A 24,907-nucleotide genomic window follows, 5' to 3' on the forward strand; every position below is an offset into this window, starting at 1 on the left:
CTTTGTTCCGATCAGCGATGGACGTAAGATTGCGCGAGCAGGTCGCGCCACTCGACGTACACGCTCCAGGCTTGACGGTTTTCCAGCAACGCTTTGCCCGTGTACAGCCCTTCTTCGACCGATCCGACCCTGCCGGCGAGATGCAGCCGATATGCCGCGTTCAACAACACTTGGTTGATGAACGCCATATCGGCATCGCCGCGCAGGACGGCTTCGGTCGTTTCTATTTGCAAGGCGGCCGTCCATTCGACTTCCGGCACGGGCGTGTCGAGCCCCCAGGCTTCCGGGCTGACGACCTGGAGGCTGGCGTTGCCTTGCTCGACCAAGTAAGTGCGGGTAGGGCGGTCGACGAACAGATCTTCGGAGCCTTCCGCACCTTGCACGATGAGAGCTTTGCGGTAGTTCAGCTTCGTCATCAGGCGGGCCAGGCGATCGAATACGGTGTTGTGGTATACGCCGAATACGAGATACGGAGAATGGCCGTAGTCGATCAATTTCTCCGCCGTGTTCAGCACCGTTCTCATGCCGAGCTGTTCCCGGATCGGACGAAGCTGCTTAAGCGGCGGGCACCATTGCTCCGCGGGCACGTACAGCAGTCCGGTCCGCTTCGCCGCGGCGGCGAGCGTCTCGCGCGGAAGCTCTTCGGGACGAATGCCGACGAGCTTCAGCATATCGTGCAGGGTGACGCCCCACTTGGGAGGGAGCGAATCCGTTCCGTGCAGTGTGACCGGCAACCCGGCGGCGGCTAGCACGAAGGAGCACGCGAACGAGGCGAAGAACGTCTTTTTGCGCCCGTCGTACGGCCCCGCGCAATCGAGACCGTCCGGACGCAGAGCTTCCCGATGGGCCGTCTTCCGGCAGGCTTCGACGAACGCTTCGAGCTCTTCGACGCTCTCCATCTTGATCCGCTCGGCGATGAAGAACGCGCCGATCTGGGCGGGAGTCGCCCGCAGGCTCATAATTTCTTCCGCGGCCTGCAAGCATTCCTCGTAAGTCAAGTCCCTGGCGCCGCGCTTGCCTCTTCCTACTTCTTTTAACCACGCGATCATCGGCGTTTCGCCCCTCTCTCTTTGTTTTCCTGCAGAAGCTGATACACCTTCACGATCGAGGTGGCTACGTCGACCATTCGCTTGCGTTCGTTCATCGCCTGTTTCCGCAAAATATCGTAGGCTTCGGATTCCGTAACATTTTTGAGCTCGCATAGAATGCTCTTCGCCATATCGATCCACTTTCTCTCTTCTATTCGCCCGAGCAGCTGCTCCCGTTCGCTCTGCCACTGCCTCCGCTCCACGAATTGCTTGGACCCGATGTGAAGCGCCCAATGAATCTCGGGGCCGGACATCGAGGGCGTCAACAGCCCGTCGATGGCGATATCGTCTTCGCAGGCTTCCAGCGACTCGGCCGCAGCGTCTTCGTCGCACCACCAGAGGAGCGGCAAGGGCTTTGCTTGCAGCAGGCGCGCGCTCCATTCTTTAATGGAGGCGATCGGGAGCTGCAGCACCGCGGCATCCGCATTCGCGATCATCTGAGACGCCTGGTCTTGCGACAGCGTAGCGGAGACGGAATAACCGTGCGTGCGCAGGGCGAATTCGGGCGAGCGCGCCTTGGACGAGGGCGATAAACTTCTCTCGGAAGCTGGCGTGCGGTTGTGAATAACCAACAAGGTACGCATGATCGACCACCCCATTTCTGTGAATCTGACCCAACATTATCTTATGTCATATAATCTCACGTAAATTTATATCACATGACCATGCTTATTGTCTATGATTCAAACACAAATTATTTTATGTCATGTATGTTGACATATCCTGAAAATATATAGTATAGTTAGGCCATCGATAATTTCATCTCGAGGGGTACAATGGGGTACTCTCTCAAGCGGCAATGAAGCCTGCTATCAGATTCGCGGAACGCGTAACGTTCTCTGCGAATACGAAGCGGGCTTTTGCGCATTTACGGGGTTTGGCAGAGAGAGGAGAGAGATCGGATGGACAAAACGAAGAAAAAGCTGGTGCTCGTCGGCAACGGGATGGCCGGCGTGAGAACGATCGAACATGTGTTGAAGCTGGCTCCCCACCTTTACGAGGTGACCATCGTCGGAGCCGAGCCGCATCCCAACTACAACCGGATCATGCTGTCGTCCGTTCTCGCCGGCGGAGCAAGCCTGAGCGAGATCGTCATCAACGACTGGGATTGGTACAAGGAAAACGGGATTCGCTTGCTTACGGGCCACCGTGTAACGAATGTTGACGCGAAAGCGAAGAAGATCGTTACGGATAAAGACGTGACGCTGCATTACGATTCGCTCATTCTGGCGACCGGTTCCAATCCGTTTATGCTGCCTTTGCCGGGCGCGGATAAACAAGGGGTCATCGCCTTCCGGGACATTAAAGACTGCGAAATCATGATGGAAACGTCGGAAAAATACAAAAAAGCAGTCGTCATCGGCGGAGGGCTGCTTGGTCTGGAGGCGGCGCGAGGGCTGCTTCATCTCGGGATGGACGTCTCGGTCGTTCATATTAACAGCTTTCTGATGGAGAGACAATTGGACCAGACGGCTGCGCTCATGCTGCAGAACGAGCTCGAACAACAAGGGATGAAGTTCCTGCTGCGCAAAAACTCCAGCGCCATTCTGGGCAAGAAAAGAGTCACCGGCCTGGCGTTCACGGACGGCACCGAGGTGGAAGCAGATCTCATCGTCATGGCGGTCGGGATCAGACCGAACGTCGAATTGGCGAGATCCGCCGGAATCGAAGTCAATCGCGGCATCGTCGTGAACGACTGGATGGAGACGAGCGAGGCGGATATTTATTCGGTAGGCGAGTGCGCCGAGCATCGGGGAATCGCCTACGGTCTGGTGGCGCCGCTGTACGAGCAGGGAGCGGTGCTCGCCAAGAGGCTTGCCGGAGTCGAGACGGCCGGTTATACCGGGTCTGTCACCTCTACGAAGCTGAAGGTGTCCGGCGTGGACGTCTTCTCGGCGGGGCAGTACGACGAGCCTCCGGGATCGCGGGCGCTTCGCTACCAGGACGAGATCGACGGCGTATACAAGAAAATCGTGCTGCGGGACGATAAGCTGGTCGGAGCGGTGCTGTTCGGGGATACCGGCGACGGGGCAAAGCTGTTCTCCGTCATGAAGAGCGGCGAATCGATCAAAGGCCGTGAGAAGGAACTGCTGCTCGGCATCGCGCCGGGGCAGAAAGGCGCCGATCCGGCCGAGCGGCTGAAGCAGCTGCCGGACGACGAAATCATTTGCGGATGCAACGGCGTATCCAAGAGCGCGATCGCGGATGCGATTATGAACAAGGGCTGCGCGAGTCTGGGAGACATCAAAGCCTGCACGAAGGCTTCGGCTTCCTGCGGCGGCTGCAAGCCGCTCGTCGAAGGTCTGCTCTCCATCTATGCCGGAGATAACGTCGTCAAAGCCAAGGAAGGCATCTGCGGCTGCACGACGCTCGATCGGGACGAGATCGTCGCGGAGATCAAGCGGATGAAGCTGATGAACGTCAAGGAAGTCATGAACGTGCTGGAATGGAGCAATCCCGAAGGCTGTTCGAAATGCCGTCCTTCGCTCAACTACTATTTGGGCATGCTGTGGCCGGAGGAGTACAAGGACGAGAAAGAGTCGAGAATCACGAACGAAAGATACCACGCCAACATTCAGAAGGACGGGACGTTCTCGGTCGTTCCGAGAATTTACGGCGGGGTGACTTCTCCGACGGAGCTGAAGAAAATCGCGGAAGTCGCGGAAAGGTTCGACGTGCCGATGGTGAAGTTCACCGGCGGCCAGCGGCTTGACCTGCTCGGGGTCAAGAAAGAGGATTTGCCGAAGATGTGGGAAGAGCTCGGCATGCCGTCCGGCCACGCGTACGGGAAGACGCTGCGCACGGTCAAGACTTGCGTAGGCTCGACGTTCTGCCGCTTCGGCACGCAGGATTCCATCTCGATGGGCATTCGGCTGGAGAAGGAGTTCGAGCGGCTGAATACGCCTGCCAAAGTCAAGCTGGCGGTGTCGGGCTGTCCGAGAAATTGCGCGGAAGCGACGATCAAAGATTTCGGCGTGGTGGCGATAGACGGCGGGTGGGAGCTTCACGTCGGCGGCAACGGCGGCGTTCACGTCCGCGCGACGGATCTGCTGTGCGTCGTCAAGACGGAAGACGAAGTCGTCGAATGGGCGGGAGCGTTTCTGCAATATTACAGGGAGAACGCGCAGTGGAACGAAAGGACGTCGAACTGGGTCGAGCGCGTAGGCCTGGAAGCGGTGAAGAACGCCCTCGCCGAGCCGGAAGAGCGCGCGGAACTGTACGCCCGAATTCGCAAAACCCTCGATCTGACGACGGACCCGTGGAAGCAGATCGTCGAGGACGGTTCTCTGCGCAAAAACTTCGAACCGCTGGCGGAAACGCAAACGGTATAATCCTCTCATTAATAAAAGGCAGGTGAATGGGACATGACCAAGCTTCTCGTAGGCAGCATCGACGACATTGACGTCAAAGGGTCGCGTACCCTGCGGATTCAGGATAAATACATCGCGCTGTTTCGTCTGTCGGACGGAGAGGTGCTCGCGGTGGAGAATAGATGCCCGCATAAAGGAGGGACGCTGTCCGAAGGCATGGTGTGCGGCAAAGTCGTCCACTGTCCGCTTCACGATTGGAAAGTCGATCTGCGAAGCGGGAAAGTGCAGGAGCCCGACGAAGGCTGCGTCGATACGTACGAAGTGGAAGTGGACCGGTCAAGCGGAGCCGTCTATGTCAAGCTCTAGCTCGGCGGCAGGCGCGTCTCGACGAAAGTCCGTTGGAAACCGGCCGAGGATATGATATAATGAGATCAGCACAACCGTTAGGGGGGCTGCGGGTGATCTACGCGAGACCTACTTCCTTAACCGATCGGATCGTTCAACAAGGCGTTTGCGAGCGCACGGTCATCCGTGCGTCTGCAGCCATGACGAAAGCCCAGTGAATTTTCACTGGGCTTTTTGTCATTTCTGAGGCCGTTCGGCCGGGTGAGTCCCGAGATTTTCCGGCTCTCTCGGAGGAATGATGTTGCGCGGAATTTGCGGGATGAGCCGTCCGACGATATCGGCAAGCTCGTCCGTGAATCCGGAGATCGGCCGGCCGTTGCGGATGTCCGCGCGGATTTCCCTTATCCGCTGTCCCATGTCGATGTCCGCCGTCACGAGTGCGTCGATGCCGTAAGGATCTTTGCGGAACGCTTCGGCCACCGCGTATTTGATCGTCCCGACCTGCGAACGCTCCATCTTCTCGTCTACGTCGATTCCGACGATCGCGTATTGGCCGAAGACGACGCAGTTGGCATCCTGTACGCCTTCGACGCCGCGGGCGAGCGTCTCGAGATGGGCGGACACCTCTCTCGGATTGCGCTGTATTTCGTTCGCCGTTTCGTTCAAAGCTTGAGCGCGGGGCGTTCCTTCCGGATTCTCCTGCCTGTTCCCGCAGCCTGCGGAGCCGAGGACGAGCAAAACCGCAAGCAGCGCCGCAGCCGTCCAAGCGACCTTTTTGTCCGTTTTCATCGTTGTACACCACCCTGGTTGGAGGGATGCCCGGATCGGCCGCGAAGCCGATCGCAGGAAAAGCTTGCTCGTCGTATTGTTCCCTGTCGTTCGATGGCTATGTAAAGAAGCTGTGGAGAAATAAACGGTATCTATTGGATAGGAAACCCCAATATGCTCGAATCGGGAGGGAACGCCCATGAGAAAAATTTATGTGCTGGATACGAACGTGCTGCTGCATGACCCGCTCTCGCTGTACGCTTTCGATGACAACGAAGTCATTATTCCCTCCGTCGTCCTGGAAGAAATCGACTCCAAGAAAAGGCTCGCCGACGAGATCGGGCGCAACGCCCGGAACATCTCACGGGAGCTCGACGCCATGAGGACGGAAGGACCGTTGCACGCCGGCGTGCCGCTGCCGAGCGGAGGTTTGCTTAAAGTGGAAATGAATCATCGCCGTTTCGTGAAGGTCCAGGAATTGTTCGGGGAGATGACGAACGATAACCGGATTCTCGCGGTGGCGTTGAATTATCATATGGAGGAGCAGGAGACGGACGATCCGCGCCCCGTCGTTCTCGTCAGCAAGGACGTGCTCGTGCGAGTGAAGGCGGACGTGCTCGGAATCGTGGCGCAGGACTACTTGTCCGACCGGATCGCCATGGACACGGACCAGTACACGGGGCATCTTACGATCCAGGTGCATCCGTCGGTCATCGACGAATTTTATTCGACGCGGTCTCTAAGCATCAAGCCGTTGGGACTTAAGACGACGCTGCATCCGAACGAATTCGTCATTTTGCGGGATGAGCTTGGAACGTCCAAGTCAGCGCTGCTTAAAGTGACTTCGGACGGCTTGCGGCTGGAGCCGCTCCACATGAGCAACGAACCGGTATGGGGAATTACGGCGCGCAACGCCCAGCAGCGAATGGCGCTGGAACTGCTGCTTAGCGACGACATTCCGCTCGTTACGCTGACGGGCCGGGCGGGTACGGGCAAGACGCTGCTCACTCTCGCGGCCGGACTGATGAAGGTCGAAGACGAACATCGGTTCAAGAAGCTGCTGATCGCTCGCCCGGTCGTGCCGATGGGCAAGGACATCGGATACCTGCCGGGGGAGAAGGAGGAGAAGCTGCGCCCTTGGATGCAGCCGATCTACGACAACCTGGAGTATTTGTTCGACACGAAGAAGGCCGGAGATCTCGATAAAATTTTGATGGGCATGGGAAGCATCCAGGTCGAAGCGCTCACGTACATCCGCGGGCGGTCGATACCCGGGCAGTTCATCATCATAGACGAGGCGCAAAACCTGAGCAAGCACGAAGTGAAAACGATCGTATCCCGCGTCGGCGAGAACAGCAAAATCGTGCTGCTCGGCGACCCGGAGCAGATCGACCATCCTTATCTGGATTCGCAGAGCAATGGCCTGACGTATCTCGTGGAACGGTTCAAGGAGGAAGGAATCAGCGGCCACGTCACGTTGGAGAAAGGAGAGCGCTCCCGTCTCGCCCAACTGGCTACCGAGAAGCTGTGAGTTTGAAGCAGGCCGCTCCCGGCGCGGGGCGGCCTTTTCGGCTGAATTCAAGATTCGACGCCGAATCCGCATCCCGGAATGCTTCGTGATCAAAATCGGACTTTTTGAACTACCGGTTCAAGGCTTCGTGATCAAAATCGGACTTTTTGAACTACCTCTTAAAGCGCTTTCGGAAAAGGGGAGACAGGTTGGAGTAGTCCTGTTATCATAAAAGTAGCGTGTTTAACGATACGACGAAATAAGGTGAGGTTGTGGCTCGTCGGAAGCTTGCGCTCGTATTCCTGCTGCTGTGCATCATGGCTTTGTTGTTGTCGCCGTGGGCGGACGCACCGTCCCCTTCCTCGGTTCCCGTCTCCGTTCCGGCGAGCGGAGTGCAGGTCGTCCAGGAACCCGAAGAAGCGGAGGAAATCTCGCGGCTTACGATAGAGGTCGCTCTCGAGGAACAAGAGTTTCGCGCTCTGTCCAACTTGAACGACGATTTTACGTTCAGGCATCCCGAGATCGAGGTCGAATTGCGGAGAATTGCCCCTGAGCAGGCTTACGAGACTTACCGGAGGGCTTCGGAATTGCAGGAGGCCGCCGACATTATGCTGCTTCGCAACGAGTGGGTCGCCGAATTCGCTTCGTCCGGCTATCTGCTACCGGCGGATGCCGCGTTCGTGGGCAAGGCGTTGGGAGAGCAGTTCGAAGCGCTGTCCGGTCCGCTGAAGTGGAACGCTTATTTGTGGGGCGTTCCGCGCGATATGGATCCGTACGTGCTCGTCTGGAACTTGGATCTGCTGCAAGTCTGGCTTGGAGGCGAAACGGACCTCCCTCTGACGGAGGAGCAATGGCTGGCGGCGGCGGAAGCGAGCTCGGGTGCGGAGCAGGGAAGCGAAGCGTATTGGCTGGCGATCGACGGAGAGGACCCGCTGGCGCTTCTGGCGTGGCTGGAAAGCTATTCGCAGGAGCGAAGTGACGAGCTGTGGGAGCAAGGGGGCCAAGCGTGGACGGGAACCGCGCGAGGACAAGCGCTGGCGCTGCTTGAAGAAAGAAGAGCGAACGTCCGCTTCGGGCGCGATACGGGGGAGACGATACGGGCGCTCGGCGAAGGGAACGCGCTGGCGGCCGTCATGCCGTACTCGAAGGCGAAGGAATTCGTCGCGGAGAAGGGGGAATTCCGCACGGAGATCGACCTTCGTTCCTGGAGGCTGCCTTACATATGGCCGCGCGGAAGCAGCTTCGTTATCTCGGCGCGGACGGAGGCCGAAGAAGCGGCAAACGTCTGGATCGCGGACATGACGGGAGAGCAGGCGCAGTTGCTGCACATGGAAGAGCAGGACAAGCTTCCGGTATTCCGGTCGCTCTACGATGCCGACAGAAGATTGTCCGATCTGCTTCCGGGACGGGCGGGGCAATCGTTTCCGAATCAGGCTCCGCTTCTGTACGGTCCGGAGACAGCGACAATTCTGGTCGAGTTCGGCGAAATGTGGAGCCGGTTCACCGGCGGCGCATTAAATTTGGAAGGCTGGATGGAGGAATGGGAGAGGGAGGCGGAAGGCTGAGCGAAGTCAGCCTCCGATTCCGAGCTCTACCGTTAACAGGCCGTCTTCCATTTCTATGCTGCGAGCTTTGACGTATTTAATGAGTTTCTGAGGGTAGAAGCCGAGGTCGAATTCCCTCTCCAGCTCGTTCCTCGTCGTGTCGGGGAGCGCAAGCCCGTTGAAAATAAGCCTGTCGACGTGAAAACGGATGGCGTTCTCCGGTTCTTCTTCGATCGTGTACCGGCCCTGAATGGTCACTTGCAGGCGGCCGTTGTCGCCTTCCATCGTAAGCAGACCGTCGTCGAAGCGAAACGCGAAGTCGTCGAAGCGGCTGTCCTGCGACCGTAGAAATTCGTTCAGCTGCTGATCGGACAAAGTAAGCTTCGTCTTCAGGCCGCTCGTCTGGACGATGCCGGGTGTATCCTTGACATAATCGGGAAGATGAGTCATGGCGTCGGCAAGCGCCTTGAAATGCTGCTTAACCTCGTACAGGCCGACGTTCCTCCAATAAGCTTGCAGCTCCTCCATCAGGCGGCGAAGCATTTGCTCGTCCCCGCTGGAAGCGAGCTCGCGGTCCAGATCGCCGCGAAGCGCCTGGATGCGATCCCGCTGCGCGATCAGTTCCGATTCGACGGAGACCAGATCGTCCTTGTCCTGCTTCAGCTTGGCGTACCCGGCTTTGAGCTGGCGATATTCTTCCGCGTAGGCGTTCATCGTCCGATGATCAGACTGGATGATGATATCCATCGTGTCCCAGACGCGGATGAGCTTGGGCAAGGAGTTCGCGTTCAGCAGCGCCGACAGCCAGAAATCCTTGTAGCCCATATAGTAGGAGCGAAGCACCCGGCCGGCCTTCTCGCGCTGGACGGCGATGGCGATCTCCCGTTCGGCGAGCCGCCGTTCGTTCTGTTCGATGTCGGTCTGCGCCTGGCTCTTCAGACCGGAGATTCTGTCGATCTCCCGGTTCAGTTCGACGACCGACAAGCTTTTTTCCAGCAGTTTTCTCGTTTCCTCGGGATAAGGCTCGGCGTAGACGGGAAGCAAGGCCCCGCCTCTGGAGACGCCCAGTAGAAACATAGAAACCGCGAGCGCTAACGTCAACATCCGACGCATCGGGTCACTCCTTTCCTGCGGCGTCCGATCCTATGCTATTATAAACTTTCGACAACTCTTGGAAAAGGTGCGGATAGAATGGATATCGCCCAAAGTCGGCATCCTTCCCTGCATGCTGCGATCGTCGGCGGCATCGAAGCGGGAGGACTGCGGGGAATCGCGGCGGACGGCGCTGAGTTGTCCGCCATCCCCTTTCACCATTATATGTCGCTTTGCCTCTATCATCCCGATTTTGGCTATTATCGTTCCGGCGCTCCCAAAGTCGGAAGGGAGGGCGATTTCTATACGAGCGCCTATGTCGGGGACGCGATGGGCGAAAGCCTGGCGCGCTGGCTGCGCAACGCCGCGCTCGCCGGTTTCGGCGGCGGGGAGGTCGAGGTGCTCGACTGGGGAGGCGGCACGGGGCGGCTGAGCCGGCAAATGCTTGATGCATGGACGTCTTCGGAGGAAGGCGGTTCGGGAGAAGCGGGAATGCTCTCGTTCTCCGTCACTGTAGTCGAAGGGAATCCGTCGCACCGGCACGAGGCGGAGCGGGAGTTGGAGGCTTATATTCGTGCGGGGCGAGCCAGGGTGACGGACGAACGAGGGTGGGAGGAGCTCGTTCCGTCCGGCAGACCGGTCATCGTCGTGGCGAACGAGCTGCTCGACGCCTTCCCCGTCCATCGGCTCGTCAAGAAGGACGGCGCGCTGCGCGAATGGGGAGTCGCTTGCGCGGCGGGCGGGAGGTTCGTTCCTTGTTTGATGGAACCGACCGACCCGCGGCTGACGGAATGGCTGCGCGAGGAAGGCATCCGGCTGCGCGAAGGGCAGACCGTCGAGGCGAATCTCGACGGAGCCGATTGGGCCGCGACCGTGGCGACCCGGTTCGAGCGAGCTCTGCTCGTCTTCGTCGATTACGGCGACGAAACCGCGGAGCTGACCGGACCGCACCGAATGGACGGGACGCTGCTCTGCTACAAGGAACATAGGGCGCATAACGACCCGTACACCTGGCCCGGACAGCAGGATATGACCGCGCACGTGAACTTCAGCCACATCCGGCGCAGCGTCGAGCGGCTAGGAGCCGAAGAAATTTGGTACGGCTCGCAGAAGCGGTTTCTGATAGAGGCGGGCATAATGGAGCGATTGACGGCGCACGGCCATTCCGATCCGTTCCACCCCGTCGCGCGACGCAACCGGGCGATCCGTCAGCTGCTGCTGTCGGACGGCATGAGCGAGCTGTTCAAGGTGCAGGTATTCGCGATCCAAGCAAAAGGGGCTGTCCCATAAGTCACTAGAGGGCAACAACATAGAATGATCGATTTATGAACATGGGGAATATATCTCCTTCCGCTACAATGCACCCCAGAAAGTGACGAGAAGCTTCGCAGCTTATTCCGATTACTTTCCGGGGACCCCGAAGCACGGTCATGAAATTTGATGGATTAACCCGTTATTCGGTAATTTCATGACCGTATGAGGCAGGCGCTTCGCTCTACAGGAGATATATTCCCCAACTTGTTATCGATCATTTTTGTTGCCTTGACTTATGGCCAGCCCCTTTGTCGGAGACGAATCGGACAAGTAAAAAAATGGCGATGCAGGGGGGGATCCCCTCGCATCGCCATTTCTTCATGTTTCGTATGTATCCGGTTCCGCGGGTTACACGGGAATTCCCATCTCGAAGATGGACCAGTACGTAAACCCGAGAAAGGCCAAAACCATATAGCCCCAGAATACAAGAAGGTACGTCCGCTCGGTAAAGTTCAAGTAACCGACCAAAAAGAAGACGGCCGTTTGGATGAAGAACAGCAAGGCGAACTCGTACATGTCTCCCGCAAACGCCATCAGGGCAATTGCCAGCGTCCAGAAACCAAGGACCCTAAACATTCGTGCCATCGTGTCAATACCCCTCTCATACGCGCAAAGACGATTTCTAAAGCATATTATAACGGCTCCGCATAGGCGTGTAAACCCAACAAGTCGTGACGAATCGGCAAACTTTTTCAACGTTCCCTTAACGTTCCCCCGTTCCGCCCGGGTTATGCGCGGCTTCGAAATCGGACCGTTTTGCTTTTTCGAAAGGTATAGTGACAGGAAAAGTGGACATAAATAGGAGTATCCGATAGATTCTATGAATTCTACTACGGGCATAGAAATGAAGAAAGCAGCAAAATATATGCGAAGTTTAAGGAGGGAAGGGCAACATGACGGCTGCAAGACAAGACGCATGGAGTCCGGATGACGACCTGATCCTGGCGGAGGTTACGCTGCGCCATATTCGCGAGGGCAGCACGCAGCTATCCGCTTTCGAAGAAGTGGGGCAGCGAATCGCCCGGACTTCCGCGGCGTGCGGGTTCCGTTGGAATAGCTGCGTGCGCAAAAGATACAGCGAAGCGATCGGACTAGCCAAGCAACAGCGCCAGAAACGGAATTATCTCAAAAAGCAGGGAATTTCTATTTCGGGAACTGAGCGGCTGGTCGTAGAAGAAGGTGAAAGCGGTAAGCAAGAGCTGCTGTCGGCAGAATCGTTATCGCTTGAATCGATCATTCGCTATTTGCGCCAATGGAAGAATACCGTTCAAGAGATGAGCAAGCAGATTCGCCAGCTGGAGAAGGAACTCAAGGATAAGGAAGAAAGAATCTCCGAGCTGAGCGAGACGAACGAACGGCTGTCCAAGGAAGTCAACGAAGTGCAGACGGACTATCAGGTCGTCAACGACGATTACAAGGCGCTGATCCGCATTATGGACCGGGCGCGCAAGCTGGCATTCCTGACGGAAGAAGCCGAAGAGGAACGGGCGAAGTTCAAGATGGACGCCAACGGCAATCTGGAACGAATCGAATAGGCAACGAGCGATCGAACCCGCGGGGCTATCCCTGCGGGTTTTGCTTTGGTATCTTTAAGAGAACGGGAAGCGCGGGACGAATGGGGATGAAGAGAGCGATGGACGAAAAAACGGTCGTGCTGGGCGGCGGTTCGCTGGGGCTGCTGCTGGCGGGAAAGCTGTGCGCGGCGGGGCTGAAGTGCGTCGTGTGGACGAGAACGCGGGAGCAGGCGGCGAGGCTGAACGAAGACGGTCTGATTGTGGAAGAGAGGGGCGGCGAATCCGCCGTGCGCCTGCCTGCTGTCGCTTGCGCATGGGAGGACGCCGCGCCTGCCGCCGGAATCGTCCTGCTGGCTGTCAAACAGCCGGCGCTGACGGAGCGGCTGCTGAAGCGCCTCGCCGAGCTCGTGCCTCCCGGCGGAACGGTCGTTCCGTTCCAGAACGGCGTCGGACATATCGAAGCGTTGCGGGAAGCGCTGCCCGGCAGGGAGATCGTTGTCGCGGTGACGACCGAAGGCGCGCTGAGGACTGAAGCGAACCGCGTGAGGCATACGGGAGCCGGCGACATCCGGCTGGGAGACGACGGGCTAAGCCGGCCCGAACGGCTGATTGCTGTCGAACGAATGTTGACGCAGGCAGGATTTTCCGTATTTCTGTCGAAACAGTTGGATAAAGAAACGATGCGCAAGCTTCTGATCAACGCGGTCATCAATCCGATTACGGCGATCTTGCGCATCCCGAACGGCGGGATTGCGGAATCTCCCGAAAGGCTGGCGCTGGCCAAGGCTTTGTTCCGGGAAACGTTCGAAGTGCTCGGTCCGCACGGACTCGATGGAGAATCCGATTTGTGGCAAGCGGTTTTGCGAGTTTGCGAGGCGACGGCCGGCAATCGGTCTTCCATGCTTCAGGACGTCGAAGCGGGCAGGGCGACCGAGATCGATTCGATCAACGGAGCGATCGCGCGCATGGCGGCGAAGCAAGGGCTGGACGCGCCGTGGAATCGCGCGGTGACCGCTCTCGTAAAAGCGATACATTAACAACGGATAAGAGGTGACGCATGAGCTCGATCTGGAACGCACTCGTTCAAGCATACGCCTTTTTAGCTACGGTGCCCGTTATTCCTTTTATTCTCGTTTACGTCATCATGACGGTCAGAGGCAACGACAAGAAAAACGCGATCCAGCTGTCGATGGACATTACGACCGTTTTTTTGTTCGGGGTCGTGGCCCACTTGCTCAACGAACGGTTGGGCACGAGCTTCGGACCGTTCTTCCTTCTTCTCGTCATGCTGATCGGCGGCGGCCTGATCGGCAACGCGCAAAACCGGGTCAGAGGCAAGGTCGATCCGAAGAAGCTGGTGCGCGCCATCTGGAGGCTGAGCTTTTTCGGCCTTTCCGTCCTGTATATCTTTCTGATGTTTCTTGCGATCATCATTCCGGTTAAACCGGACTAGGCCAATGAAGACGGGGCGCTGGAGCCCGAACGCGAAAGGCGCCGAAGGTGTATACATAGTCTGTGCAGCGCGAATTCCGCCTCCGGCGTTGCAAATCTTTTTGACGATCCGACTGCGGTTGTGTACAATCGATTTTGACAGCACAACGACAGATCGGGGGACATTTCCCGTTGAATATTACACCTTATACTGATTCCAATCGTTCTTCATTGGCGGAGCGTTATAGATTAGAAGATTCGCAAGTTCGGGAGTTGTTCGGAAGTCATCCGGCGGAAGGGCGCGCTTGGGAAAACAGGGCGGCCTATCTGGACGAAACGGCGGGCGGAAGAGCCGATCTTCGCCGCGTGGCCGAAGCGGTCAGAGCGTATCACCGGAAGCTTCCGTCCAGCGCAGAGACGGAAATATCGCTGGAGAAGCTGGAGCGCGAAGGCGCTCTTGTCGTCGTCGGCGGGCAGCAAGCCGGCCTGTTCGGGGGAGCGCTCCTCATTTATTACAAGGCGCTGTCCGTCATTCAGGCGGCGCGGGAAGCGGAGCGCAGACTGTCCAGGCCGGTCGTGCCCGTCTTCTGGATCGCCGGCGAGGATCACGATTTCGAAGAGGCGAACCATGTGAACGTACAGTCGCCCGGAGGCGAAGTGCGGCGCGTGCGAATCGAACGTCCGGACGGACCTCGGCTGGCGGTCAGCAGGACGCCCTTGTCGGCGGAGCAGTGGTCCTCCGCGCTTCAGGAGCTTGCCGCCCAATTGCCGGATACGGAGTTCAAGCCCCAGGTGCTGGACCGGCTGCAAAGCCACGTTGCGGACGCGCCGTCGCTCAGTCTGGCGTTCGCGCGGCTGCTGGCGGACTGGTTCGGGAAGCAGGGGCTGCTGCTGCTGGATGCCGACGATCCGAATCTCCGGGCTCTGGAAGGGCCGATGTTCCGCGAGCTGATCTTGCGCAGCGACGAGCTCGAGGCGTCGCTGAAGGACGGCGAAGCGCGGGTGCTCTCGCAGGGCTTCCGGCTGCAGGCGGAGACCGCCCCGGGCAGCGCGAACTTATTTCTTCATCATGAACAGGGAAGGCTGCTGCTTCACAAAGACGACGGACGGTTCGTCGACCGGAGGGGAGTCGTCTCTCACTCCCGCGTGGAGATGCTGGATCTGACGACCCATCGTCCCGATCTGCTGAGCACGAACGCGCTTACCCGTCCGCTTATGCAGGACTATTTGCTGCCCGTGCTGGCGACCGTGCTGGGCCCGGCGGAGATCGCATATTGGGCCATTCTCGGCCCGGCTTTCCGGGAGTTCGGCATGGAGATACCGATCGTGCTGCCTCGCCAATCGTATACGTATATCGAACCGGCGGTGGCGAGCTTGCTGGACAAATATTCGCTTACCGTCCGGCAGGCGATCGAAGATTGGGAGACGCTGCGGGGCGAATGGCTCGGCAAGCAGGACGAGTGGAACCTGGAAGAGCAGTTCCGCCAAGTCAAGGAGCAGTTTCAAGCGTTATACGAGCCGGTCATGAAGACGGTATCCGGGCTGCAGCCGGGCTTGGCCCAGCTCGCGTCCGGCAATCGGGACCGCATCCTGGAGCAGATTGCCTATCTGGAATCGCGCTCCGCCGACGCCATCGCCAAGCGGCACGAATCGTCGCTCAGGCAGTGGGACAGGATCAGGCAGTCGCTCTCTCCTCTCGCCAAGCCGCAGGAGAGGGTATACGGGACGGTTCATTTCTGGAACCGTTACGGTCCGGGCTGGCTTACCTTATGGCACGACGTTCCGTTCGAAGCGGTCGGAGGCCATCGGCTCGTGGGCGGTTGGCAGAAGTTTAACTAATAGAACGATGGAGGAATTTGGCAGATGAAAACCGCCTTGAAAAGCATCGTACGCGATCCTTCGCTCGCGCCGGAAGGCAAGCTTAAGATTGACTGGGTGCAGGCCCACATGCCGGTATTGAACCGGATTCGCGAGGAGTTCGAACGCGATCAGCCGTTCAAAGGACTGCGCGTCGCGATTTCCCTTCACCTCGAAGCGAAGACGGCCTATCTCGCCAAAGTCGTGCAAGCCGGAGGCGCGGAAGTCGTCATCACCGGCAGCAACCCGCTGTCGACGCAGGACGACGTGTGCGCGGCGCTCGTCGAGGACGGCATCGCGGTATACGCGAAATACAATCCCGATCCTCAGGAATATAAGGATCTGATGGTCAAGACGCTGGAGACGAAGCCGGATCTCATTATCGACGACGGCGGCGATCTCGTGTCGATTCTTCACTCGGAGCGCCAGGACCTGCTTGCGCAGGTGCGCGGCGGAGCGGAGGAGACGACGACCGGCATCCTGCGCCTGAAGGCGATGGATAAGGAAGGCTCGCTCAAGTTCCCGATGGTCGCGGTCAACGACGCTTACTGCAAATATTTGTTCGATAACCGTTACGGAACGGGACAATCGGTCTGGGACGGCATCAACCGGACGACCAATCTGGTCGTCGCCGGCAAGACGGTCGTCGTCAACGGGTACGGCTGGTGCGGCAAAGGCGTGGCCATGCGGGCCAAAGGGCTCGGCGCGAACGTCGTCGTCACCGAAGTGGACGCGATTCGCGCGGTCGAAGCCTATATGGACGGCTTTGCGGTTCTGTCGATGGCGGACGCGGCCAAGGTCGGCGATTTCTTCGTCACCGTGACCGGCAACAAGGACGTCATTCGCGGCGAGCATATCGCGAACATGAAGGACGGCGCGATCTTGTCCAACGCGGGCCACTTCGACGTGGAGGTCAACTTGGTGGAACTCGCCGAGCTGTCGGCGTCCAAGCGTGTCGTGCGCCGCAACATCGAAGAATACGAGTTGAAGGACGGACGCAGGATCTACGTGCTGGCCGAAGGCCGTCTGGTCAATCTGGCCGCGGGCGACGGACATCCGGCCGAGATCATGGATATGACGTTCGCGCTGCAAGCGATGGCGCTGCGTTACGTGAACGAGAACTACGAGAAAATCGGCAGCCAGGTGATCAACGTACCGTACGAACTGGACGAACGGGTCGCCCGCACGAAGCTCGAGTCGCTCGGCATCGGCATCGATACGCTGTCTGAGGAGCAGAAAGCTTACCTGGACAGCTGGACCGCCCACTGATAGAGGTAGTGCAAAAAGTGCCGTAAACCGGACTTTTGAACGCGCATAATACAGGCTTTCGGGGCCGTTCCGCAGCAGTTGCGGGGCGGTCCTGTTTCTTTTTTATTGCTCGGCAACATTTTCCTTTTCGCTCACGTCTATCCATCTAGATCATCCACATACGAAAAGGGGAGATTTCGATGAAGGGCAAACGAATCGGGGCATGGGGCAGAAGCCTGCTGCCGGCGATGGCCGCGTTGCTGCTGGCGGCGGGACTGGCGGGGTGCAGCGGCTCGTCGAGCGACGAATCTTCGGCGAACAAGTCGGCGATGTCCATGGCGGATCAAGCTGCGGCGCCGGCCGAGATGGAAGCGTTGCAGATGTCCGAAGCAGCCGCGCCCGCGGCTTCCGCGTCCCTACAGACGACGTCGGCTTCGCAGGCCGGGGGGACGACGTCTTCCGCGGTCGGCGGCATCGGGCCGATCGCCGACGCGAACGCGGGTTACGGGCGCAAAGTCATCTATCGCGCGGATCTGGTCATGAAGGTAGAGAAGTTCCAAATCGCGCAGGAGCAGCTGTTCGATCAGATTCATCTCAGCGGAGCTTACGTGCTGCAATTTTCCGACAGCCGCAACGCGAACGAGGTCGGGGCGACCTACGTGATCAAGGTTCCTTCCGACGGTTTCTCTTCGTTTCTGGAGAAGCTGCAGAAGATCGAGAACCTGAAGTTCGAACGCGAGGTGCAGGGCAGCGACGTCACCGAGGAATTCGTCGATCTCGAAGCCCGGCTGAAGACGCAGACGACGCTCGAAGCCCGGTATCTCGACTTCATGAACAAGGCGACGAAGACCGACGAGCTGGTTCGGTTCGCGAACGAGCTGGCGCAGGTGCAGGGGACGATAGAGCAGATCAAGGGGCGCATGCGCTATCTCGATCAGAACGTTGCCTTCTCGACGGTGAATCTGAGGTTGTACCAGGCGTCCGGGATCGAGGAGCCCAAGAAGGAAGAAGAGAAGGAAGGGAAGAGCTTCGGCGATCGCATCTCTGACGCGCTGCTCGGCAGCGCGAACGTGCTTCGGCAGTTCGGCGAAGGGCTGCTCGTCGTGCTGGCGGCCATGCTTCCGGTGCTGATCGTCCTCGGGGCGCTCGGGATTCCAACCTATTACATCGTCCGCAAAAGAGGCGCGGCAAGACGCCAAGCTTCCGAGGAGAAGCGCAAGCAATGGAACCGCGAACGACTGGAGCGCGGGGAGTCGGGCGAGCCGGACGGAGAGAAAGGGAATTCGAGAGAATACTCCGAAGAAGTCTCGGAGGACGTCCCGGAAGGGGCGCCGGAGGAAAAGAAAGATTCGAACTCGCCGGACGAGAGTCGTTAATCCCGTAAAATAATTTTTATTAAAATCCTGCCTTCGGGGCAGGATTTTTATTTTACGCCGCGAATAATTCATCATAAGTGGTTCAAAGTGGTGAAAAGTGGTGGAGAATGGGGGAGGTGTGGAGAGCTTATGTTTTTAGGGGAATTTCAGCATACGATCGACGACAAGGGAAGAATCATCATCCCGGCGAAATTCCGCGAAGCTCTCGGCACCGACTTCATCATTACCCGCGGACTGGACAACTGTCTGTTCGTCTATCCCCGCGAAGAATGGGCCCAGCTTGAGCAGAAGATCAAGACCCTGCCGTCCATGGCGGCGAACGCCAGGGCGTTCTCCCGTCTGCTGTTCTCCGGCGCGTCGGAATGCGAATGGGACAAACAGGGCAGGGTAAACGTACCGAACCACCTGCGCGAATACGCCAAGCTGGACAAGGAATGCACCGTGATCGGCGTCTCCAGCCGCGTCGAGATTTGGGACAAGGCGACGTGGGAAGAATACTCGCGTCAATCCGCCGAATCGTTCAACGAGATCGCCGAGAAGCTGGTCGATTTTGACTTTAATTTTTGATCCGTGTAGAACACCTGTAGCTCCGTTGACAACACCCTTAAACATACATAAACAAACAGAAAGACGGTTCCCTTGCAGGGCGCCGGGAGGCAGCGACTATGTTTCACCATGTTACCGTATTGAAAGAAGAATCCGTGAAGGCCTTAAACGTGCGGCAGGACGGCATTTACGTCGACTGCACGCTCGGCGGCGCCGGGCATAGCGCGCTGATCGCGTCGCAGCTTGGCCCGCAGGGCCGGCTGATCGCGTTCGATCAGGACGAAGCCGCGCTCGCGAACGCGCGGGACAAGCTGGCCCCTTACGGCGATATCGTAACGTTGGTGAAGAGCAACTTCCGGCGCCTGAAGACGGAGCTGGGGCGCGTCGGAGTTCCCGAACGGGACGGCGTGCCGCAGGTCGACGGCATTTTATTCGACCTCGGCGTCTCCAGTCCGCAGCTCGACGAAGCCGACCGCGGCTTCAGCTACAACCACGACGCGGAGCTGGACATGCGGATGGACCGGGAGCAGCCGCTCACGGCCAGGGAGATCGTGAACGAGTGGAGCGAACGCGAGATCGCCGACATCCTCCGGGATTATGGCGAAGAGAAGTTCGCCCGCAAGATCGCGGCCAACATCGCGAAGATCCGGGAGAAGACGCCGATCGAGACGACGGGGCAGCTGGCGGAAATCGTCAAGAACTCGATTCCGGCGGCGACCCGACGAACGGGGCCGCACCCGGCGAAGCGCTCCTTCCAGGCGCTGCGCATCGCGGTCAACGACGAACTGGGCGCCTTCGAAGAGGCGCTTGCGCAATCGATCGATTGCCTGGCCCCCGGAGGCCGGATCGCGGTCATCACCTTCCATTCCTTGGAGGACCGCATCTGCAAGACGTCGTTCGCGAAGGAAGTCGCCAGCTGCAGCTGTCCGCCGGATTTTCCGGTGTGCGTCTGCGGAGGCGGCGACGGGCGGCTCAGACTGACGCCGCGCAAGCCGATCCTGCCGTCGGAGGAAGAGCTCGAAGCCAATCCGAGAGCCCGTTCCTCCAAGCTGAGAATAGCCGAAAAGCTCGGATAACCGGGCTGTGTATATGCAAGTTTATTTTATTCTGAGAGGGGCACCAACACTGCATGGCATACTACGGTAACTTGGCGCTTCGTCCGGAGCGCGTAGAAGAACAGAAGGTTAAGCCAAGTCAAAGTCCGCGTCACCAGACTCCTCCGTCAAGGTCTCCCCGGCGCCGGCATCTGCCGATCGGGGAGAAGCTGATCTACCTGTTCACCGTAGCGGCGGTCGCCTTCGTAGCGGGATTGATTATTTTCCGCTACGCGCAAATCTATCAGATCAACGGCGAGCTGCAAACGACGAATAAAGCGTACAACCTGACGGCGGAACAGACGAAGGAGCTTCAGAGAGAAATAGAGCGATTGAGCGATCCGGGAGCGATCCGGAAGAAGGCTGTGGAGCTGGGCTACGTTCCCGTGACGGGAGAGAGCATAGAAGCTTCCAAGAACGATCGGAGCGGGGGTGCGATAAAGCCTTAAGCGGTTTGCGGAGGACAAGAGCATGGCAATGACGAAAAGAATCAAATTGAGAACGCTGCTGGCGGGAGGGATCTTCACCCTCCTTTTTGTCGGTTTGGTCTTCCGGGTCTATTGGGTCCAGGTGGTCAAAGCCGATTACTGGATGGAAGAGGCGCTGAAGGTATGGAACGCGAGCGAGACGATCCGGCAGGAGCGCGGCATGATTCTGGACCGCGACGGCAAGGTGCTGGCCGCCGACGCCGCCGCGTACACGATCGCGGTCAATCCGAAGCTGATCGCCAAGTTCGAGCAGGAGCATCCCGAATGGAAGATGGCGGACCGCATCGTGTCCAAGCTGCACAACGTGCTAGGCACGTCCGAGGAAGATCTGCGCAAGATGATCGCATCCAAGAAGGACAACGGGGATTACCGCGATCAGCGCGAGATTCGGCCGGACGGATGGAAGGTCGACAAGAAGGTCAAGGACAGGCTGGAAGCGTTCCGCGAAGAGTTGCGCAAAATAACCGGCATCAAGACGGACGTCGGCCTTTATTTTCTAGAAGAAAAGAAGCGCTACTATCCGAAGGACTCGCTGGCATCGCATATTCTGGGTTACGAAGACAAGGAAGGCGTGGCCATCCTCGGGCTGGAGAAGCAGCTCAACGAAGAGCTGAGAGGTTCGGAAGGCTATATCAAGTACCAGAAAGACGGCGCGAGAATGCAGCTGCCGAACGGGAAAGTGGAGTACAAGCAGGCGCTTGACGGCAAGAATGTAACGCTGACGATCGACGAGGACATCCAGTTCTATATCGAGGAAGCGCTGCGGGCCGGTTACGAGAGGTACAAACCGATCAGCATTACGGCCATCGCCGCCGATCCGAGCACGATGGAAATTCTCGGCATGGCAAGCTTGCCCGATTTCAATCCGAACACGTATTGGGAGAAGGCTCAGGATCTGTCCGCTTTCCGCAACAATGCGATCCAGTCGCTGTACGAGCCCGGCTCGACGTTCAAGATCGTAACGCTGGCGGGAGCGGTGGAGGAAGGTCTGTTCGATCCGAACGCCTACTACAAGTCCGGTTCGATCAAGTACAGCGAGAAGGACAAGCCGATCAAAGACCACAACAACGGGATCGGCTGGGGCGAGAACGGAATGATCACGTACTTGGAAGGGCTGAAGCACTCCAGTAACGTAGCGTTTGTCAAGCTGGGCTATCAGATGCTGGGTAAGGAAAGGTTAGTTCAGTATATTAACAACTTCGGCTTCGGACAGAAGACGGGCATCGAGCTGCCGAACGAAGTCTCGAAGTCGTTTAGTCTCGACTGGCCTTCCGAGGTCGCAACGGCAACCTTCGGCCAAGGCAAAGTATTGGTCACGCCGATTCAGCAGGTGGCCGCGGTCGCGGCGGTCGCCAACGGCGGCAAATTGCTGCAGCCGCGTCTGGTGAAGTCGATCAGCGATCCGAACACGGGCGAGAAAGTCGTCACGGAACCCAAGCTCGTGCGTCAAGTTATCTCTCCGGAGACGTCGCGCCAAGTCGGGGAGTACCTGGAGACGGTTGTCAGCGACTTGAAGGACGGGACGGGGCGGATCGTCTATACGCCGGGCTACCGGATCGCCGGCAAGACGGGTACGGCGCAGAAAGTATCGAGAGGTCAAGCCGGCGGCTACGCCAAAAATAAATACGTCGTATCGTTTATCGGTTATGCGCCGGTCGAGAATCCGAAGGTCGTACTGTACGTCGTCGTCGACGAGCCGCAGATCGACAACGCCGGCGGCGGCGCGGTCGCGGGTCCGATTTTCAAAGAGATCATGATCAAGTCGCTGCACAAGCTCGGGATCGAGCCCAAGCTGGACGAGCAGGAGCGGGAGACCGCCGACGTCTCCGCGTTGGAAGCCGGAGGCAAGCAAGCGGTGCTGACGGCGACCGTGCCGGACGTGGCGGGAATGACGGTCGCCCAGGCGCGCGATCGGCTGGGACAGAGCAAGTTCCCGTACGGCGTGCTCGGCAAGGGGAGCAAGGTGCTGCAGCAGCTGCCGAAGGGCGGCAGCGTGATGCCGGCGTCCCAGCGCATTTACTTGCTGACCGATACGAAGCCCGGCAACGTTCCGGACTTGGCCGGCCTGTCGCTGCGCGATGCGCTGGAAATGTGTTCGCTGCTTCAGGTGACCGCCAAGGTCGAAGGAGAGGGCTACGTCGTCTCGCAGAAGGCGGTCAAGGAGGGCGACCGTTGGACGCTCAGCCTGACGCTCGCCCCGCAAGGACAAGCCGCTCCGCCGGATGCGGACGACGATGCGGAAGTGGGCGAGGAGACGGACGACGGATCTTCGCAGGATGCCGGCATCGACTGACGGGGCTTGTTCTAACCCTCTTGTCCGCGGAATAGTCTGGAACAAGGCGAAAGCCTTGCAGACGTTCCCGGGTAAGGGGGTTTTCTCATGAAAAAAATATCGCAGGTGACGGTTCGCAAACGGCTGTATATCGCGCTTGTGTTCGCCGTGTTCGCCTTTGGAGCGCTCGTGATCAGGCTCGGTTACGTGCAATTGTGGGCCGGAGACGACATTACGAAAAGGGCCGAGGATTCCTGGAGGCGGAACATCCCGTTCGAGGCGAAGCGCGGCGAGATCGTGGACCGCAACGGCATTCGCCTTGCCTATAACGTCAGCTCCCCGACGATCTATGCCGTACCGGTGCAGATCAAGGACAAGCGGGGAACCGCCAAGCAATTGGCCGGGCATCTGGGCATGTCCGAGGATCAGCTGTTCAAGAAGTTGTCCACACGGGCCTCGAGCGTCGAGTTGAAGCCGGGAGGGCGGAAAATCACGACGGAGAAGGCGCAGGAAATACGCAATCTCGGTCTGCCCGGCATCATGGTGACGGAAGACAACAAGCGTTATTACCCTTATGGCAATATGGCTTCGCACGTGCTCGGGTTTACGGGCAGCTACAACCAAGGGCTGACGGGGCTGGAGTTGAGATACGACCAGCGGCTGACCGGGCTGAGAGGCAGCGTCTCCTACTTGTCGGACGCCGCGGGCCGGAAGATGCCGCAGTCTTCCGACCAGTACGTGCCGCCGCAGGACGGGCTGACGCTGCAGCTGACGATCGATCAGACGATCCAGTCGGTCGTCGAGCGCGAGCTGGACCAGGCGGTGCTGCAGTATCAGCCGGACGGCGTCATCGCCATCGCGATGAACCCGAATACGGGGGAGATCTACGCGATGGGCAGCCGTCCGACGTTCGAACCGGACAAATACCAGGAAGTGTCCTCCGAGGTGTATAATCGCAATTTGCCGATCTGGATGACTTATGAGCCCGGCTCCACCTTCAAGATCATTACGCTCGCCGCCGCCCTCGAGGAGAAGAAGGTCGACCTGGAGCACGAGCGCTTCTACGATCCCGGCTATATCGAAGTGGCCGGCGCAAAGCTGAGGTGCTGGAAGCCCGGCGGCCACGGCAGCCAGACGTTCCTCGAAGTCGTCGAGAACTCCTGCAACCCCGGCTTCGTGACGCTGGGCAACCGTCTCGGCAAAGATATGCTGTTCTCGTACATTCACAATTTCGGCTTCGGCAAAAAGACGGGAATCGACTTGCAGGGGGAAGAAAACGGGATTCTGTTCAAGCCGAAGCAGGTCGGCCCGGTCGAGCTGGCGACGACTTCGTTCGGCCAAGGCGTATCGGTGACGCCGATCCAGCAGATTACGGCGGTGTCGGCTGCGATCAACGGCGGCAAGCTGTTCAAGCCGTTCGTCTCCAAGTCGTGGATTCAGCCGGAGACCGGCATTCTGCTCGAGGAGACCGAGCCGCAGCTCGTCCGGCAGGTGATCTCGGAGGAGACGTCGAAGAAGGTGCGGGACGCGCTGGAGAAAGTCGTCGCGCAAGGGACGGGAGCGAAAGCGTTCCTGAACGGCTACCGCGTCGGCGGCAAGACGGGAACGGCGCAGAAGGTCGTGAACGGGCGCTATTCGAAGAACGAGCACATCGTCTCGTTCATCGGCTTCGCTCCCGCCGACGATCCGCAGCTCATCGTCTACGTCGCCGTCGACAACCCGCAGGGCATTCAGTTCGGCGGCGTCGTCGCCGCGCCGATCGTCCGCAACATTATGGCCGACGCGCTCCCGTATCTCGGCGTACAGCCGCGCAGCACCCAAGTGGAGAAAGAATACAAGTACGGCGAGCCGCGCACCGTCACCGTGCCGAATCTCGTCGGCAAGACGGTGTCCGACATCTATGAAGATATGAATTCGAACTTCCAGCTGTCGGCTTCGGGCAGCGGATCGACGGTCGTGCGCCAAGCTCCGGCAGCCGGAGCGAGGGTCGAGCAGGGCTCGGTCATCCGCATCTATCTCGGCGCTGCGGATTAAACTTTGCTCATCCTCTTGAATGAAGGCCGTACGTTGGACCATAATGATTGTACGTTGTTTCTGAAAACAGATGCG

General features: G+C 58.7%; 22 protein-coding genes. 17 read left to right on the top strand and 5 right to left on the bottom strand.

The annotated features are described in order from the left end of the window. Window positions 1-11 precede the first annotated feature (11 nt). The gene (locus ACESLM_RS06385; RefSeq protein ID WP_372630741.1) at window positions 12-1,049 is read right to left on the bottom strand and encodes an anthranilate phosphoribosyltransferase; all 1,038 of its coding nucleotides are present in this window, start codon (window positions 1,047-1,049) and stop codon (window positions 12-14) included. Beyond that, window positions 1,046-1,672, bottom strand: a complete 627-nt coding sequence (locus ACESLM_RS06390) for an ANTAR domain-containing response regulator (protein WP_372630742.1) — start codon at window positions 1,670-1,672, stop codon at window positions 1,046-1,048. Before ACESLM_RS06390 ends, ACESLM_RS06385 begins: the two co-directional genes overlap by 4 nt. A gap of 318 nt (window positions 1,673-1,990) precedes the next feature. On the opposite strand from ACESLM_RS06390, the gene nirB reads away from it, so the two are divergent. Genes nirB through ACESLM_RS06405 form a run of 3 tightly spaced genes read left to right on the top strand, consistent with a single transcriptional unit; the run spans window position 1,991 to window position 4,962 of the window. After that, entirely contained in the window at window positions 1,991-4,420 is a 2,430-nt protein-coding gene (gene nirB / locus ACESLM_RS06395; RefSeq protein WP_372630743.1) for a nitrite reductase large subunit NirB, read from the top strand. 33 nt (window positions 4,421-4,453) lie between these two features. Beyond that, window positions 4,454-4,765, top strand: a complete 312-nt coding sequence (nirD, locus tag ACESLM_RS06400) for a nitrite reductase small subunit NirD (RefSeq protein ID WP_372630744.1) — start codon at window positions 4,454-4,456, stop codon at window positions 4,763-4,765. A 59-nt stretch (window positions 4,766-4,824) separates the two neighbouring features. Further along, a complete protein-coding gene (locus ACESLM_RS06405) occupies window positions 4,825-4,962 on the top strand; it encodes a hypothetical protein (RefSeq protein WP_372630745.1) in 138 nt (45 codons plus the stop codon). Window positions 4,963-4,981: 19 nt separating this feature from the next. On the opposite strand, the gene ACESLM_RS06410 is transcribed toward ACESLM_RS06405, so the two are convergent. After that, window positions 4,982-5,533, bottom strand: coding sequence for a YhcN/YlaJ family sporulation lipoprotein (locus ACESLM_RS06410; protein WP_372630746.1), 552 nt, complete (start codon window positions 5,531-5,533; stop codon window positions 4,982-4,984). A gap of 178 nt (window positions 5,534-5,711) precedes the next feature. On the opposite strand from ACESLM_RS06410, the gene ACESLM_RS06415 reads away from it, so the two are divergent. Both ACESLM_RS06415 and ACESLM_RS06420 read left to right on the top strand, forming a co-directional pair. Next, on the top strand, window positions 5,712-7,043 hold the full coding sequence (locus ACESLM_RS06415; RefSeq protein ID WP_372630747.1) for a PhoH family protein: 1,332 nt from the start codon (window positions 5,712-5,714) through the stop codon (window positions 7,041-7,043). A 251-nt stretch (window positions 7,044-7,294) separates the two neighbouring features. Beyond that, the gene (locus tag ACESLM_RS06420; RefSeq protein ID WP_372630748.1) at window positions 7,295-8,587 is read left to right on the top strand and encodes an extracellular solute-binding protein; all 1,293 of its coding nucleotides are present in this window, start codon (window positions 7,295-7,297) and stop codon (window positions 8,585-8,587) included. Window positions 8,588-8,593: 6 nt separating this feature from the next. Here the strand turns inward: ACESLM_RS06420 and ACESLM_RS06425 are convergent, their stop codons facing one another. Beyond that, a complete protein-coding gene (locus tag ACESLM_RS06425; RefSeq protein WP_372630749.1) occupies window positions 8,594-9,679 on the bottom strand; it encodes a coiled-coil domain-containing protein in 1,086 nt (361 codons plus the stop codon). Window positions 9,680-9,757: 78 nt separating this feature from the next. Here ACESLM_RS06425 and ACESLM_RS06430 point away from each other — a divergent pair, with 78 nt between their 5' ends. Continuing rightward, window positions 9,758-10,948 (top strand): class I SAM-dependent methyltransferase, encoded by a 1,191-nt coding sequence (locus ACESLM_RS06430; protein WP_372630750.1) that lies wholly within the window; start codon window positions 9,758-9,760, stop codon window positions 10,946-10,948. A 372-nt stretch (window positions 10,949-11,320) separates the two neighbouring features. Here the strand turns inward: ACESLM_RS06430 and ACESLM_RS06435 are convergent, their stop codons facing one another. Then, window positions 11,321-11,557, bottom strand: coding sequence for a DUF2626 family protein (locus tag ACESLM_RS06435; RefSeq protein WP_094041629.1), 237 nt, complete (start codon window positions 11,555-11,557; stop codon window positions 11,321-11,323). A 308-nt stretch (window positions 11,558-11,865) separates the two neighbouring features. On the opposite strand from ACESLM_RS06435, the gene ACESLM_RS06440 reads away from it, so the two are divergent. From ACESLM_RS06440 to ACESLM_RS06490, 11 genes are all read left to right on the top strand, one after another. Further along, entirely contained in the window at window positions 11,866-12,507 is a 642-nt protein-coding gene (locus ACESLM_RS06440; RefSeq protein ID WP_094041628.1) for an RsfA family transcriptional regulator, read from the top strand. A 98-nt stretch (window positions 12,508-12,605) separates the two neighbouring features. Continuing rightward, complete coding sequence (locus tag ACESLM_RS06445; RefSeq protein ID WP_372630751.1) at window positions 12,606-13,523, top strand: ketopantoate reductase family protein; 918 nt, start codon at window positions 12,606-12,608, stop codon at window positions 13,521-13,523. A gap of 20 nt (window positions 13,524-13,543) precedes the next feature. Continuing rightward, entirely contained in the window at window positions 13,544-13,939 is a 396-nt protein-coding gene (locus tag ACESLM_RS06450) for a DUF3397 domain-containing protein (RefSeq protein WP_372630752.1), read from the top strand. 170 nt (window positions 13,940-14,109) lie between these two features. After that, the gene (bshC, locus tag ACESLM_RS06455) at window positions 14,110-15,756 is read left to right on the top strand and encodes a bacillithiol biosynthesis cysteine-adding enzyme BshC (protein WP_372630753.1); all 1,647 of its coding nucleotides are present in this window, start codon (window positions 14,110-14,112) and stop codon (window positions 15,754-15,756) included. Window positions 15,757-15,780: 24 nt separating this feature from the next. Continuing rightward, a complete protein-coding gene (locus ACESLM_RS06460; RefSeq protein WP_372630754.1) occupies window positions 15,781-17,043 on the top strand; it encodes an adenosylhomocysteinase in 1,263 nt (420 codons plus the stop codon). A 179-nt stretch (window positions 17,044-17,222) separates the two neighbouring features. After that, window positions 17,223-18,398: a DUF4349 domain-containing protein gene (locus ACESLM_RS06465; RefSeq protein WP_372630755.1), complete on the top strand. Its 1,176-nt coding sequence runs from the start codon at window positions 17,223-17,225 to the stop codon at window positions 18,396-18,398. Between the two features lie 129 nt (window positions 18,399-18,527). Next, window positions 18,528-18,965 (top strand): division/cell wall cluster transcriptional repressor MraZ, encoded by a 438-nt coding sequence (mraZ, locus tag ACESLM_RS06470; protein WP_094041622.1) that lies wholly within the window; start codon window positions 18,528-18,530, stop codon window positions 18,963-18,965. A gap of 98 nt (window positions 18,966-19,063) precedes the next feature. Continuing rightward, window positions 19,064-20,020 (top strand): 16S rRNA (cytosine(1402)-N(4))-methyltransferase RsmH, encoded by a 957-nt coding sequence (gene rsmH, locus ACESLM_RS06475; RefSeq protein ID WP_372630756.1) that lies wholly within the window; start codon window positions 19,064-19,066, stop codon window positions 20,018-20,020. Between the two features lie 53 nt (window positions 20,021-20,073). Next, complete coding sequence (gene ftsL2 / locus ACESLM_RS06480) at window positions 20,074-20,487, top strand: cell division protein FtsL (RefSeq protein WP_372630757.1); 414 nt, start codon at window positions 20,074-20,076, stop codon at window positions 20,485-20,487. A 22-nt stretch (window positions 20,488-20,509) separates the two neighbouring features. Then, complete coding sequence (locus ACESLM_RS06485; protein ID WP_372630758.1) at window positions 20,510-22,819, top strand: penicillin-binding transpeptidase domain-containing protein; 2,310 nt, start codon at window positions 20,510-20,512, stop codon at window positions 22,817-22,819. A gap of 87 nt (window positions 22,820-22,906) precedes the next feature. Further along, window positions 22,907-24,832: a stage V sporulation protein D gene (locus tag ACESLM_RS06490; RefSeq protein ID WP_372630759.1), complete on the top strand. Its 1,926-nt coding sequence runs from the start codon at window positions 22,907-22,909 to the stop codon at window positions 24,830-24,832. Window positions 24,833-24,907 lie beyond the last annotated feature (75 nt).

Origin of the sequence: Cohnella sp., assembly GCF_041641335.1 — a bacterium.
GTDB lineage: Bacteria > Bacillota > Bacilli > Paenibacillales > Paenibacillaceae > Cohnella.

Bases quoted from the DNA above. Each gene is read 5' to 3' on its own strand.
- ACESLM_RS06385 (WP_372630741.1), bottom strand. From the start codon at position 1,049: ATGATCGCGTGGTTAAAAGAAGTAGGAAGAGGCAAGCGCGGCGCCAGG.
- ACESLM_RS06390 (WP_372630742.1), bottom strand. From the start codon at position 1,672: ATGCGTACCTTGTTGGTTATTCACAACCGCACGCCAGCTTCCGAGAGA.
- nirB (WP_372630743.1), top strand. From the start codon at position 1,991: ATGGACAAAACGAAGAAAAAGCTGGTGCTCGTCGGCAACGGGATGGCC.
- nirD (WP_372630744.1), top strand. From the start codon at position 4,454: ATGACCAAGCTTCTCGTAGGCAGCATCGACGACATTGACGTCAAAGGG.
- ACESLM_RS06405 (WP_372630745.1), top strand. From the start codon at position 4,825: ATGAGATCAGCACAACCGTTAGGGGGGCTGCGGGTGATCTACGCGAGA.
- ACESLM_RS06410 (WP_372630746.1), bottom strand. From the start codon at position 5,533: ATGAAAACGGACAAAAAGGTCGCTTGGACGGCTGCGGCGCTGCTTGCG.
- ACESLM_RS06415 (WP_372630747.1), top strand. From the start codon at position 5,712: ATGAGAAAAATTTATGTGCTGGATACGAACGTGCTGCTGCATGACCCG.
- ACESLM_RS06425 (WP_372630749.1), bottom strand. From the start codon at position 9,679: ATGCGTCGGATGTTGACGTTAGCGCTCGCGGTTTCTATGTTTCTACTG.
- ACESLM_RS06430 (WP_372630750.1), top strand. From the start codon at position 9,758: ATGGATATCGCCCAAAGTCGGCATCCTTCCCTGCATGCTGCGATCGTC.
- ACESLM_RS06435 (WP_094041629.1), bottom strand. From the start codon at position 11,557: ATGGCACGAATGTTTAGGGTCCTTGGTTTCTGGACGCTGGCAATTGCC.
- ACESLM_RS06440 (WP_094041628.1), top strand. From the start codon at position 11,866: ATGACGGCTGCAAGACAAGACGCATGGAGTCCGGATGACGACCTGATC.
- ACESLM_RS06445 (WP_372630751.1), top strand. From the start codon at position 12,606: ATGGACGAAAAAACGGTCGTGCTGGGCGGCGGTTCGCTGGGGCTGCTG.
- ACESLM_RS06450 (WP_372630752.1), top strand. From the start codon at position 13,544: ATGAGCTCGATCTGGAACGCACTCGTTCAAGCATACGCCTTTTTAGCT.
- ACESLM_RS06460 (WP_372630754.1), top strand. From the start codon at position 15,781: ATGAAAACCGCCTTGAAAAGCATCGTACGCGATCCTTCGCTCGCGCCG.
- ACESLM_RS06465 (WP_372630755.1), top strand. From the start codon at position 17,223: ATGAAGGGCAAACGAATCGGGGCATGGGGCAGAAGCCTGCTGCCGGCG.
- mraZ (WP_094041622.1), top strand. From the start codon at position 18,528: ATGTTTTTAGGGGAATTTCAGCATACGATCGACGACAAGGGAAGAATC.
- rsmH (WP_372630756.1), top strand. From the start codon at position 19,064: ATGTTTCACCATGTTACCGTATTGAAAGAAGAATCCGTGAAGGCCTTA.
- ftsL2 (WP_372630757.1), top strand. From the start codon at position 20,074: ATGGCATACTACGGTAACTTGGCGCTTCGTCCGGAGCGCGTAGAAGAA.
- ACESLM_RS06485 (WP_372630758.1), top strand. From the start codon at position 20,510: ATGGCAATGACGAAAAGAATCAAATTGAGAACGCTGCTGGCGGGAGGG.
- ACESLM_RS06490 (WP_372630759.1), top strand. From the start codon at position 22,907: ATGAAAAAAATATCGCAGGTGACGGTTCGCAAACGGCTGTATATCGCG.